At 40.0% G+C, this 13,352-nt stretch carries 12 protein-coding genes and 1 tRNA gene; 1 reads left to right on the forward strand and 12 read right to left on the reverse strand.

The window, feature by feature from the left end; translation table 11 throughout:
- Window position 1 precedes the first annotated feature (1 nt).
- From RWP09_RS06935 to RWP09_RS06965, 7 genes are all read right to left on the reverse strand, one after another.
- Complete coding sequence (locus RWP09_RS06935) at window positions 2-895, reverse strand: ABC transporter permease subunit (protein WP_314435768.1); 894 nt, start codon at window positions 893-895, stop codon at window positions 2-4.
- Between the two features lie 11 nt (window positions 896-906).
- The gene (locus RWP09_RS06940; protein ID WP_314435771.1) at window positions 907-1,884 is read right to left on the reverse strand and encodes an ABC transporter substrate-binding protein; all 978 of its coding nucleotides are present in this window, start codon (window positions 1,882-1,884) and stop codon (window positions 907-909) included.
- 454 nt (window positions 1,885-2,338) lie between these two features.
- Complete coding sequence (locus RWP09_RS06945) at window positions 2,339-3,265, reverse strand: ATP-binding cassette domain-containing protein (RefSeq protein WP_125423341.1); 927 nt, start codon at window positions 3,263-3,265, stop codon at window positions 2,339-2,341.
- A 10-nt stretch (window positions 3,266-3,275) separates the two neighbouring features.
- On the reverse strand, window positions 3,276-4,343 hold the full coding sequence (locus tag RWP09_RS06950) for an ABC transporter ATP-binding protein (RefSeq protein WP_261054367.1): 1,068 nt from the start codon (window positions 4,341-4,343) through the stop codon (window positions 3,276-3,278).
- A gap of 8 nt (window positions 4,344-4,351) precedes the next feature.
- Window positions 4,352-5,278, reverse strand: coding sequence for an oligopeptide ABC transporter permease OppC (gene oppC, locus RWP09_RS06955; RefSeq protein ID WP_000103691.1), 927 nt, complete (start codon window positions 5,276-5,278; stop codon window positions 4,352-4,354).
- Window positions 5,278-6,774 (reverse strand): ABC transporter permease, encoded by a 1,497-nt coding sequence (locus tag RWP09_RS06960; RefSeq protein WP_173277231.1) that lies wholly within the window; start codon window positions 6,772-6,774, stop codon window positions 5,278-5,280. The genes oppC and RWP09_RS06960 overlap by 1 nt, the downstream gene beginning before the upstream one ends.
- 66 nt (window positions 6,775-6,840) lie before the next feature.
- The gene (locus tag RWP09_RS06965) at window positions 6,841-8,829 is read right to left on the reverse strand and encodes a peptide ABC transporter substrate-binding protein (RefSeq protein WP_314435780.1); all 1,989 of its coding nucleotides are present in this window, start codon (window positions 8,827-8,829) and stop codon (window positions 6,841-6,843) included.
- Between the two features lie 156 nt (window positions 8,830-8,985).
- Here RWP09_RS06965 and RWP09_RS06970 point away from each other — a divergent pair.
- Window positions 8,986-9,056, forward strand: a tRNA-Cys gene (locus RWP09_RS06970).
- A gap of 196 nt (window positions 9,057-9,252) precedes the next feature.
- On the opposite strand, the gene RWP09_RS06975 is transcribed toward RWP09_RS06970, so the two are convergent.
- From RWP09_RS06975 to RWP09_RS06995, 5 genes are all read right to left on the reverse strand, one after another.
- The gene (locus RWP09_RS06975; RefSeq protein WP_314435783.1) at window positions 9,253-10,584 is read right to left on the reverse strand and encodes a hemolysin family protein; all 1,332 of its coding nucleotides are present in this window, start codon (window positions 10,582-10,584) and stop codon (window positions 9,253-9,255) included.
- A 155-nt stretch (window positions 10,585-10,739) separates the two neighbouring features.
- Window positions 10,740-11,564 carry a DNA-entry nuclease EndA gene (endA, locus tag RWP09_RS06980; RefSeq protein WP_314435786.1) on the reverse strand — a complete coding sequence of 275 codons (825 nt, stop codon included), beginning with the start codon at window positions 11,562-11,564 and terminating at the stop codon, window positions 10,740-10,742.
- 38 nt (window positions 11,565-11,602) lie between these two features.
- Window positions 11,603-11,791 (reverse strand): DNA-directed RNA polymerase subunit beta, encoded by a 189-nt coding sequence (locus RWP09_RS06985; protein WP_004241151.1) that lies wholly within the window; start codon window positions 11,789-11,791, stop codon window positions 11,603-11,605.
- A complete protein-coding gene (gene murA / locus RWP09_RS06990) occupies window positions 11,784-13,067 on the reverse strand; it encodes a UDP-N-acetylglucosamine 1-carboxyvinyltransferase (RefSeq protein WP_314435790.1) in 1,284 nt (427 codons plus the stop codon). The genes RWP09_RS06985 and murA overlap by 8 nt, the downstream gene beginning before the upstream one ends.
- A 22-nt stretch (window positions 13,068-13,089) precedes the next feature.
- Complete coding sequence (locus RWP09_RS06995; protein WP_000250399.1) at window positions 13,090-13,320, reverse strand: DUF1146 family protein; 231 nt, start codon at window positions 13,318-13,320, stop codon at window positions 13,090-13,092.
- Window positions 13,321-13,352 lie beyond the last annotated feature (32 nt).

Here is a 13,352-nt window from a genome sequence, read left to right on the forward strand (position 1 = left end):
CCTATTCATTTCTCAATTTCAGACCACGAATCTTTAATCTCTTTTGCAATTCTGGTGCAAATAAAACTAAGGCTAACAAGATTGCATTAAAGAGACGAACTAGATTTTGATCTAGATTTGGAATTTCATAGATATTTAAAATAATCAAGCGGTAAACAATTGCACCAATTCCAATAGATAATAAGCGGCCTCCAATGGTCAAGTCGTGTATCAAGACTTCCGCAATAATCACTGCACTCAAACCAACAACGATGGTTCCTGTCCCAGAAGTCACATCTGAAAATCCATCATTTTGGGCAAACAAGGAACCACATAGGGCAATCAAGCCGTTTGAAATCATGTAACCAACAATCTTCATGGTGTCTACATTGACCCCATTGGCCTCAGTCATCGGAATATTGTCCCCAGTAGAACGTAAAACCAAACCAATCTCCGTTTTCATCAAAAGGGTCAAGACCAAACAAACAAGTAATAGACAGGCCAAACTAAGTGAGAAAACAGTTTCTTCGTTTGTCAATCCCAAGCTCACCAATTGTTTAAAGACGGTTGCAGAATCTCCCAAGGAAAGATTGGGCACACTTCCCATGATTTTAATATTGATCGAATAGAGCCCTGTCAAGGTCACAATCCCTGTTAAGAGAGCTGGAATTTTCATCTTGGTGTGGAGCATTCCTGATACAAGACCTGCGACCATACCTGCCAGCAAAGCCAGTAAAGTCGCAATCCAAGGATTTGTCCCTACCTGTATCTGTGATACAACGACAGCTGCCCCCAGAGGAAAGGCTCCCTCAGCAGTCATATCCGCAATATCCAAAATACGGAAAGTCAAGTAGACTCCAATAGCCATAATCGACCATAGCAAACCTTCTGATAAACTAGATAATACAAAATTCATCTTAAACCTCCTTATTCCTTACCTTCTAACTTACTGATATCAATTCCTAGCGCAGCCGCCATTTCTTGATTGGTATGCAATTCCAGTTTTTCAGGCAACTCAACTGCTATATTTTCTGGCTTCTCACCTTTTAAAACACGAACCAGCATTCGTGCTGTCTGACGTCCCAATTCTTCATAATTGGTTCCGTAGTTATACAAACCACCAAGCGCAACCATTTCTGTTGAACCACCAAATACTGGTACCTTGTGTTTAATAGAAACCTGCTTGACTGTTTCCATGGTTGACGAAATGATATTGTCCGTTGGTACAAAAACCATATCCACCTCTGTCATCAAGCTCTCTGCTGCCGCCTTGACGTTGTTACTATCCAAGATTGTTTTTTCAACAACGGTAAAGCCTTTTTCTTCCAGAAGACGCTTAGCTTCATCCTTTTGGACAACTGAGTTTGGCTCGCTCTGAGTATAGAGAATTCCAATCGTTTTAGCCTTTGGCAATACTCTCTTTATCAAATTGATTTGAGTTGAAATGGCATCTGATGACTGATCGCTTGTCCCAGTTACATTGCCCCCAGGATGCTCTCTTGACTCAACCAACTTGGCGCTGACAGGATCTGTTACCGCTGAAAAAATAACAGGTGTCGTTTGTGTTGTATTGGCCAAGCTCTGAGCAGAAGGTGTTGCGATGGCTAGAACGACATCACTAGATTCTGCTAATTGCTGGGAAATGGTTTTTAGATTTCTTTGTTCTCCCTGTGCATTTTGCAAATCAATCTCGATATTTTTCCCCTCAACATAGCCTTGCTTGGCCAGCTCATCCACAAAACCTTCTCTAGTAGCGTCTAGAGACTGGTGGGTAATAAATTGTGAAATACCGATACGAAAGACATCTTTTTTCTTATCTGCCTTCAACTGATGCAAACTAATCAGAGAGGTCAAGAGAATCCCCACTACCAAGAGGGGTGCTAGTAATTTTCGAACAACTTTCATAATGAAACTCCTTCTCAGAAAAGATAAAACAAAAAACCGCCTAGATACTATCTAAACGGATGCTTGAAATAATCTAACAAGTTATAACTTTGCTAGTCCATTTAGATATTCATCTATATGGACCACAATCAAAAATCTTAGCCACATAGATACAAACAAATTGCTTGAACTGTTTGCATCCATGGTGACATGTCTACAAACACTATCTAAAGTAGCTAAAGTAAAAGTTTTGATTCATCGTTACAGCTTGTTTCTTATTCATTTCTTTTTCTGCTTTCTTTTTTTGATGTTTCCTATCTTACCACCTTTTTCATCACCTGTCAAGAATATTTCAGAATTTTTTAAATTTTTTCGAAAATTCTTTCAGGATATTTGCAAAGCATTTTCAAATCAGTCCAACAAAAAAAGGTTTATAATTTCCATAAAAGTTAACATGGAAATTATAAAACCATTATTAGTTTAATCCTTGTTGATAACGTGCCAATTCGGCTTGGTTCGCCCAAACATAGTGACCTGGACGGATTTCAACCATAGACGGCTTATCAGTCTCATAGTCGTGTTGACTTGGGTCGTAAACCTTCAAGACCTTCTTGCGTTCCAAGATTGGGTCTGGAATTGGTACCGCTGAAAGCAAGGCTTGAGTATATGGATGAATTGGATTGTTAAACAATTCTTCTGTTTCTGCAACCTCTACAATAACACCCTTGTAAATAACCGCGATACGGTCTGAAATAAAGCGAACGACCGATAAGTCATGGGCGATAAAGAGATAGGTCAAACCAAGTTCTTTTTGGAATTTTTTGAGCAAGTTCAAGACTTGGGCACGAACAGAAACGTCCAAGGCTGAAATGGGCTCATCCGCAATAACAAAGTCTGGTTGCATGACCAAGGCACGAGCGATACCGATACGTTGACGTTGACCACCTGAGAATTCATGAGGGTAACGAGTCAAGTGCTCAGCAAGAAGACCTACTTCACGAATAATATTTTGAACTTTCTCTTTACGTTCTTCTTCATCCTTGAACAGATGATGATTGTAAAGACCTTCAGAAATAATATAATCAACAGTCGCACGTTCATTCAAACTTGCGGCAGGGTCTTGGAAAATCATCTGGATCCGACGAATCAATTCTGCAGCTTGTTCACGCGATTTCTTACCATTAATCTTTTGACCTTCAAAAATGATATCTCCATTACTTGTATCATTTAGACCGATGATAGCACGACCAATAGTTGTTTTCCCACTTCCTGACTCACCTACAAGCGAGAACGTTTCTCCCTTGTTGATAAAGAAGTTAGCATTTTTAACCGCGACAAACTTCTTACTTCCTTCACCGAAGGAAATTTCTAAATCTTTGATTTCTACTAATTTTTCAGACATTTCCTTCCTCCTAGTCTGCCAGATGGGCAAATCCCATTTTATCACGGATCTTATCGTGAAGATTTGCAATCACAGCTGGTTTTTCTACTTTTGGAGCATCCTCATGAAGTAGCCAAGTTTTAGCCCAATGCGTCTCTGATACTGAGAATTGAGGAGCTTTTTGTTCGAAGTCAATCTGCATTGCATAGTCAGAACGCAAGGCAAAAGCATCCCCTTTCAGGTCAGTATAAAGCGACGGAGGTGTTCCTGGGATTGAGTAAAGATCCCCTTTATCATCAGCAAGCTGAGGCAAGCTAGACAAGAGACTCCATGTATATGGATGGCGAGGATCATAGAAGACTTCCTCAACCGTTCCATACTCAACGATTTCTCCTGCATACATAACTGCTACCTTATCTGCAATACTTGCTACCACACCAAGGTCATGGGTGATAAAGATTGTTGTGAAATGGTACTCGTTTTGCAAGGATTTGAGCAAATCAATAATCTGTGCTTGGATGGTTACATCCAAGGCTGTTGTTGGCTCATCACAGATCAAGACATCAGGTCGGCAGGCAAGGGCAATAGCAATAACGATACGTTGACGCATTCCTCCAGAATATTGGAATGGGTATTCATCAAAACGTCTATCTGCTTCTGGAATCCCAACCTTATTCATGTAGTCAATGGCCAATTCTTTCGCTTCTTTAGCTGTTTTTCCTTGGTGTTTTACAATAACTTCTGTAATCTGACTACCAATTGTTTTAATTGGGTCTAAACTAGTCATTGGATCTTGGAAGATAGTCGCAATCTTAGCACCACGAATTTGTTCCCAATCCTTGTGAGAAGACAAGGCTGTCAAATCCTGACCACGGTAGTCAATGCTACCTTGAGCAATGCGACCATTTTCTTCAAGCATACCAGTGAAGGTTTTTGTCAAAACAGATTTCCCTGATCCTGACTCACCTACCAAGGCCAACACTTCACCTTCAAGCAGCTCAAGAGAAACGCCACGAATAGCTGTCAATACTTTGTCACGAACGTCAAATTCCACGACAATATCGCGAGCAGTCAAAATTACATTTTTTTCTTTTGTCATTTCTACTCCTATCTATGTGTACGTGGATCACTAGCATCTGCTAAGTTTTGACCAACTACGAAAAGGGACAAGGATACCAAGACAAGAGTTGTCAATGGAATCCAGAACAAGTAAGCATTGGTTGTTACGTTTTGTGAATAATCCGAAATTAAACGACCCAAACTTGGCACTGTAATCGGTAATCCAAGACCGAAGAAAGACAAGAAGGCTTCGTATGAGATAAAGCTTGGAAGCATTTGGGTCATCGTTGTCACAATAACAGAGACCAATTGAGGCATGATGTTTTTGGCAACAATCTTCAAGGTTGGTGTTCCCAAAGTACGTGACGCCAAGTTGTATTCCAAATCACGATAACGCAAGATTTGCACACGAATCATGAAGGCAATCCCGATCCATGTTGTCACACTCATGGCAAAAATCAGATTCCAGAATCCAGCTCCGATTGAGTAAGTCAAGACAATGACAATCAAAAGAGATGGAATGTTGGAGATGACGTTATAAACTTCCATCATCACACGGTCAACTGATTTTGAAATTCCCCAAATACCACCGACAAAGACACCGATAACTAGGTTAATCACTGTCGCAATCACAGAAATGAGGATAGAGTTACGAGCTCCGAACCAGACACCGTCAAAGAGAGATTTACCGTTACTGTCTGTACCGAACCAATGCTCAGCATTTGGTTTGATATAACGAGCACTAAAGTCGTTTACCTTGCTGACATCATTGAAATCAAACTTAGAAAACATTGGGTAGATGAAACTCATCAAAATGATAGCCACCAAAATTCCCAACATGACTACAGTTGATTTTTTCTTCATGAATTGTCTAAACACTGAACCCCAGTATGAATAAGCTGGCGCATCAATGGCTTCAGAGGCAAAATCGTCACGTTTTACGAACTGAAATTTTTCTTTATCGATTGTAGACATTATTTGCCTCCTTTCTCAGTCAATTTAATACGTGGGTCAATAATCGTCATCCAAATATCTCCCAAAAGAAGTGAGAAGATAGAAATACATGTAAAGATGAAGACAAGACCAACGACCATAGAGTTATTAGATGCTTTTACAGAGTCAATCAACATTTTACCCATACCTGGGAAGGCGAAGACTGTTTCAGTAAGGGTTGCACCACCGATAACCCCGATAACAGCACCAGGAATTCCTGAAACCAGCGGAACCATGGCATTTTTAAAGATGTGTTTATTTGAAATTTCTTTTTCAGACAAACCTTTGGCACGAGCAAAACGTACAAAGTCTTGTGATTGCAAGTCAATCATATAACGACGAATCCAAATAGCTGTACCAGGAGCACCCAACAAACCAAGGATAACTGCTGGTAAAACGTAAGAACGCCAATCTCCAGCACCCAAGATAGGGAATGAATCTGGCAAACCGATTGAAGAACCAGCCAAACGAACGATATAAACCAAGGCAATGGTTGGAAGAGCCATCAAGAAGGTCAAAGCCCCTGTTGAGAAGCTATCAATCCAAGTGTTCTTAAAGCGAGCCATGGCTGAACCAAGTGGCACGGCAATCGCATAAGAAATCAGCAAACCGATCAATCCAACGACAGCAGAGCTAGCAATCATAGAAGGATATTGGTAGTTACTTTCAGTTGCAGTATATGGGTCATCTTTCCCATAGTTAGCTACTTCACGAGAGTCAGCCTGACTAGGTGATTTGTAGGTTCTTGAGTAAATATTTACAGAAGAAGTTTTCTTACCTGTTGGGAACTGAACTTGAGATGTTTTTGTTTGTCCTTGTCCCTGAGTAATAACCTGTAAAACAGGGCTATTAGCATAGGTTGGATAAGAGTCGCCTAAATTAATGTTCACAAAATTTTGATGCACAAATGGGAACTGACTGTTGAAGTACAAGAGATATTTGTGTTTAGTTCCTGAACCAACCAATGACCATCCGATAGCTGGATCGTTTTCAAAACGAAGGTAACGTTTCAAGTCTGGATTTTCAGGGTCTTGAATTTTATTAGTATGGTCAATGTCAATCAAGTTAGCATAGAATTTGAAAACACGTTCAAAAATTGGGATTTCACGAGTAGCGTAGAATTGGCCACTTTCAGTAAATTCTCCCAAGGTCCAACCATGACCGATTTGTTTGATGTATTTTTCATAGATAGCCTTGTTGGTGTCATTGGCTTCAACTGTTACAGAAGCATCCATCTGGCTAGCTTTTTCTTGCAACTCTTTGGTATCGTAGTACTCGATATAGCCCATACGCTCATAAACGGTATTTTCATAGTTATCACGTTTATCAGCCGTTGTCGCAATCTTGTTATAGTTGGTATCCTGTTTGAAAATCAATTTTCGAGGAACCATTGTATAGATGATCGTGTAAGTCAAGGTTGTTACTAAGAAGATAGAAACCAATGACCGCAAAACACGCATAAAAATATATTTTTTCATATCATTTCCTTTAAAAATCCCAAAAGAACCTTCTCCTCATGGAGAGAAAGTTCTATTGAAAATTATTTACTTCACATGACTTGCCAATTCTTTTTGAGCTTTCTCGTTTGACTCAGTCTTTTCTTTCAACCATTTTTCACGAGCTTTTTCATACTCTTCTTTGGTGATTGCTTTTTCACCAACTTGAGTATACTTCAAGTATCCTGCATTTTCACCTTTAAGGCCAGCTACAGAATATGAAGAGCTAAATGGTAAAACCTTTGAAACAAATGAAACGGCTGTTTCTTTAGGAGTAGCCATTACTGGAATTGTCAAAGCATTATCAGTCAACCAAGCTTGTGCTACTGCGTATTTTTCATAACGTTTTTGAACATCTTGGTTTTCGCTGTTTGCGTCATCAAGTAATTTTCCATAGTCAGCCAAACCAAGTTTACTTACTACTGATGCATCCGTTTTTTGGTCAATACCAAGGTAAAGGCGAGTGTTTCCTCCCTTGATGACAAACTGATCCAAGAAAGTAGACGGATCTTGATAGTCAGGGGTCCATCCTATCAAAGTATGGATATCCCAGTCTTGCTCTTTAGCTGTTGGAGCACTAAATGAAATTGGTAAAGCTTCTGCTTGAGTCATTTGTTGCAAGTCTACAACAACATTATCTGAACCCAATACTTTTTCAATTGATTGCTTCAATGATTGAACACGGTTTACAACCGCTGTTGATTCTTGAATAACCAAGGCATCTAAGTGGATTGGGAATTCAACACCTTCAGCTTGTAGACTTGATTTAGCTTTAGCAAAGACTTCTTTAGCTTTTTCTTCATTGTAAAGTCCATTTTGAGAATCTGCTAGAGAAATCTTAGCCCAAGTAGAAGAATTCGTCTTAGCCAAGCTTTCTTGTACCAATTCACCAAATGTTTTCTTACCAACTTGAAGAGCATAAGGTGCAAATGTATTACGAATAGCTACTGCAGCTCCATCTGTACCATTTGTTTGAGCTGAATAAGAATTACGATCTACCGCAAAGTTCAAGGCTTGACGGAACTCCTTATTTAGCAAAGCTTTTTGAGTAGAGGTCTTTTGTGCTTCACTTGTCTTAGCTGTGTGGTTATAAGCTGTACGACCATAGTTCAAGCTGACGGTTGCAACACCTGCACCTGGTTCGTTAAAGTAAATGTTATCTTTGAAGTCAGCTGCATATTTTTCATATGTAGAACTTGTAGGGAAGATACGAGCCTTGCTATATTGACCATCAGCAAAACCTTTAGCAATCACATCTTGATCTTTACCATCCCAAAAAGTGAACTTAACATTCTCAATTTTTACATTTTCTTTGTCCCAGTATGCGTCATTTTTAGCCATCTCGATAGATGATTTAGGAGTTACAGCCTTCAAGACAAATGGACCGTTATAAAGAATAGAGTTAGCATCTGTTGGAGCACCAAACCCTTCACCTTTTGAAGCTAAAAACTCTTCATTAACTGGCATCATGACACCGCTAGTTGTCTTGTCATTCCAGAAAGTTTCTGGTTGATTCAAGGTATATTCTAAAGTTTGATCATCAAGTGCTTTTACACCAACCGTTGAAAAGTCTTTTGTTTCACCCTTGATATATGCTTCTAATCCCTTAATAGAAGAGCTAACGATTGAAAGTCCTTTTGATTTTCCATCTACGGCGTGTTTCAAACCAGTAACGAAGTCTTTAGCAGTTACAGGAGCGTATTCTTCTCCCTCTGCAGTTACCCATTTAGCATCCTTACGGATTTTATAGGTATAAGTCAAACCATCTTTTGAAACTGTCCATGATTCAGCGATAGAAGGAACCAGATTACCATATTTATCGTTAGCCAACAAACCATCTACAGCATTTGTTGTGATGAATGATGTTGAATCGATATTGCTGACGATATAATCCAAGGTTTCTGGATCTGTTTGATAAACATATTGGTAATCTTTTGCTAGTTTAGCATTATTTGAACTAGTGTTTGAACACGCAGCTAGAACTCCTGACGTTAATAAGGTAGCTCCCGCTACAGCAAGCACTTGACTTTTTTTCATTTTTTACTCCTCTTATAAAATATAGGTTGTTATCAATTATATCATAGATTTCAAGAAAAGTAAACGAATTTTCAGAATATTTAGGCTTATTCATACAAAAAATCTGAAAAAAGTATTGACTGAGAATGATTTTCAAGGTATAATAATAAACGTTAAGGCGGTATAGCCAAGTGGTAAGGCACGGCTCTGCAAAAGCTTGATCGTCGGTTCAAATCCGTCTACCGCCTTCTATAACTTGATTTATCAGGTTCCATTTAAACAGAAAGCCCAATTTAAAGGGCTTTTTTCTTTTTCCTCGAATAAATACGTATAACTTTAAAAAACTTTTGGGACTAGGTTAGGGCTGAGTTTTTCGAGGACACAATTCTCTTTTGAAATCAACTGAAAAAAGCTTTGTCACTCCTGGTGACAAAAGCCTCTAGTTTACTCTGTTTCTTCTTCTATTTCAATTTCTGTAATTTGGACTTTTACCTTGGTAACACGTCCATTTTTTACCTTATCATTGGTTAAGATAAGCTGTTTGTTTTGGCTGATCAATTCATAGCTGAGTTTCTCAGTCGTTGGAATGGTCCCCACTCCTGTCAAATAGTAACCAGCGATGGTATCAACGTCATCACTTTCCAGTTCAACATCAAAGTAGTCATTAAAATCATTGAGATTCATGGTACCTTGAACGATATAAGTATCTTCTCCAATCTTATGGACTTCGATTTCAGCCTTATCTGTTTCGTCATCGATTTCCCCAACGATTTCCTCTAAGAGGTCTTCTAAGGTCACCAAACCAGCCATCCCACCGTATTCATCCAGCAAGATTGCCATTTGTCTTTGGGTATTGCGCAATTCTTTTAGCAAGTCATCCACAAAAATAGTTTCAGGAACAAAAAGTGGATCTTGTAAAATCCTCTTCCATACAATGTTATCAAAACCGTCTACAAAGGCTGCCTTAAGAAGACTCTTGGTATGAATGATTCCAATCACATTGTCCTTATCCCCATCATAAACTGGTATACGGGAAAAGTTTTGTTTTAAAATGCTTTGGATAATGGTTTGACTATCATCCTGAATATCCACCATAAAGGCATCCGTTCGAGGAACCATGACTTCTCTGGCCATCAATTCGTCCAATGAAAAAATCCCCTGTAACATCTCAATTTCGTCAGCATCAAGTGTTTCTTCACTATTTGTCAACATGTACTCAATTTCATCACGGGTCATTTTTTCGTCAGCATCGTCAAAGGTCATAGGAGTCAAACGACTCAAAAGATTGGTAGACGCAGACAAGAGCCAGACAAAAGGACTAACGAGTTTCCCCAGGCCAATAATAACTGGCGCTGTACGAATCGCCAAGGCATCCTTTAGATTAAGAGCAATTCTCTTAGGATACAATTCCCCAAAAACGATGGAAATATAAGTCAAAAATGCTAAAGATAGAAAACTAGCAATGGCATAAGCTGTTTCACTATTTCCAAGCCAAGATGCAATTTCTCGTCCCAGAGTTTCTGCCAAACTCGCCCCTGATAAGATCGTAATCAGGGTAATCCCTACTTGAATGGTTGATAAAAAATGGTTAGGATTTTCTAGTACCTTCAGCAAACGGATATAGCGTCTATCTCCTTCTTCTGCCTTTTGTTCAACCCGCGCACGGTTAAGTGAAACCATGGCCATTTCTGTGGCTGAGAAAAAGGCATTTAATACCGTCAAGATAAACAATAAAACAAATTGTAGCAACAAATTCTGACTACTTGGGTCTTCCATAGTTCTTCTCCTAAAATAGTATCTTATCCTTTATTATATCACAAAATTTAGTCCAGTACATATTATTTTTTCTCAATGTCTATTTGTAGTCCGACCTAAATTGTCCAAAAAAGAACCCCTACATTCACAAGTGACGTAGGAGTTTATCTTATCTTTTACTGAGTAACCATTACTTCTCCAGTTCGGTAATCCAGTTGAAGTCCCTTTTGAACATTAGGAACTAGAACATTGAATTCCAATTCTCCGTCTGAGGACTTGGCTTCAATCTGTGAAGCTGAAGGAACTAAATCCTCGTTTGAAGCATAATAAAGAGTTACACGGTAACGGACACGCTTGTTTTGGTCCAAGGCTTTACGCACCATGCTTTCATAGTAGTTTTGACCAGTCGAATCCTCGGCCTGTGCCTGATTTGCCCAGGCTGTCTGGACAGCAATGTTTTTAGGATTGCTTGTTGAGGCATCAAAACCATCTAAGCCACCGATTAAGGCATAGCCTAACAAGTGACCTCTATCGACCGCATGAGTATAGGAACCCTTTAGATTCTTAACCTGATGCCAGCCTGGAGGAGTCCATGAAGTCGAACCATTCCCAGTTTCTTCACGATTCTTGTACTGACGAGTAGCCTTAGACAAGAGAGCATTGGCTACAGTTGGCACGGTTTCCTTGCCCACTGTCTTTGTTTTATTATCAGCGTAGGGTTTACTTGAAACCTTGGCATCTAGATTTGTTTTATTACCATTGACAATAAAGGCACCTGCTCCATTCCACTCAAGACTCCCTTTTATTTGGCCTTTGACTGCGTCTGTTAAGACACTTTCTGCTAATTCCCGACTAGGAGCTTCCGAAGCTTGTTTTTTCTGACTAACTTTAGTTTTAGGACTATTAGCTGTCGACTGCATCTGCTTGATATAATAGCTACCTGCAGACAAAAGCAATAACACTAACAGCCCAATCAGTGTCTGTCTTGTTTTTTTGTTCATATTTCTCCTTATCTTTAGAAAAAGGCTGGTTGTCCAGCCTAATTTCCTGTAAATTTATGAATCAATTCCTGCCATTTTGCTGGAGACAGGATAGCCCATGGATCTTGACCCTTGCCCAAGATTCCATAACCGACCATTAAGCCGATACCTAAGGCTAGAGCACCTAAAAACAGTACCAAAATGACTAGAAGTAAACGCTTGATTACGTAGCTTGATTTCTTATTCATCTTCATCACTTGCCTCAATCCGCTGAATCTTAGCCCCCAGCTGCGCTAACTTCTCATGAAATCGGTAGTAGCCTCTATCCAAGTGGACTAATTTACCAACCACAGTTTCTCCTTGTGCTACCAAACCAGTCAAAATCAAGGCTGCGCTGGCACGAAGGTCAGTTGAAAGAACTTCTGCTCCCTGCAAAGGCTGTCCACCAACAATACGAGCTGTGTCACGGATAATCTCAGAATGCAAACCCATGCGGCGCATTTCTTCTAGGTGTTGGAAACGATTTTCAAAAACTGTCTCCACCATAGTTGATTCGCCTTTTGCAACGGTCATCAAGGCTGTAAATTGAGCCTGCATATCTGTTGGAAATCCTGGATGAGGCAAGGTTTTCACATGGACAGCTTTTAGATTTTCTAGTTGAGAGCGAACTCGAATTCCTTCAGTCTCCTCCGTCACTTCCACTCCCATTTCAAGCAATTTGGCAATCAAGGGACGGTTGTGCTCCCAAACAGCGTCTTTAATCAAGACATCACCACCAGTCATGGCAGCAGCCACCATAAAGGTTCCAGCTTCAATACGATCTTGAACCACATTGTGAGTCGTACCGTGAAGTTTCTCCACACCAGTAATGGTAATGGTCTCTGTACCAGCCCCTTTGACCTTGGCTCCCATTTCATTGAGGAGAATGGCTAGGTCCACAATCTCAGGCTCACGCGCAGCATTTTCAATCACTGTCACCCCATCAGCCAGAGTCGCCGCCATCATCAAGTTCTGCGTAGCACCAACACTTGGGAAGTCCATGTAGATATGAGCTCCATGTAAGCGATCAGCCTTGGCTTCGATGTAACCAGCTGTCTGACTAATCTTAGCACCCATAGCTTCTAGACCTTTCAAATGAAGATCAATAGGACGGCTACCAATCGTACAACCACCTGGCATGGATACCTTGGCATGACCTACACGGGCAAGGATTGGCCCCAAGACAACGATAGATGCACGCATCTTGCTAACATACTTGTAAGGAGCTTCCTCAGTGATGTCGCCAGTCGCATCCACCTCGACAAGATGGGCTTCTTCATCAAAATCCACCTTGGCATTCAAACCACGAACCACCTGATTCATAGTGAAAACATCTGACAAGATAGGAACATTCTGCAAGACAGTCTTTCCTTCACTGGCTAGAATAGTCGCTGCCAACAAGGGCAATACTGCATTTTTTGCTCCCTCAATCGTAACACTTCCCACCAGACGATTATCGCCACCTTGAACCATAATTTTTTCCATACTTATTTCCTTTACATTGATTTTATAATAATCCTCTAAGCGCTTCTTGCCACAACTGATACAGGCTAATAAAGAAAGAACTCATGATGTAGCCCATTACAATGCTGAAAAAGGCTACTAATAAACGAACTTTTCCTGTGTTCTCAGCTGTCACTTTTAAGACCTTTTCCCATCTAACAAGATTCTTTAAAAGGTAAAAACTCACATAAATAAAGAGCATGTGACTGCTTAGAGTGAATAATAATTGAACCATTTGACTATTATACCATCTTCTCTGTTTGTGCG

Source organism: uncultured Streptococcus sp., assembly GCF_963521255.1.
Classification (GTDB): domain Bacteria; phylum Bacillota; class Bacilli; order Lactobacillales; family Streptococcaceae; genus Streptococcus.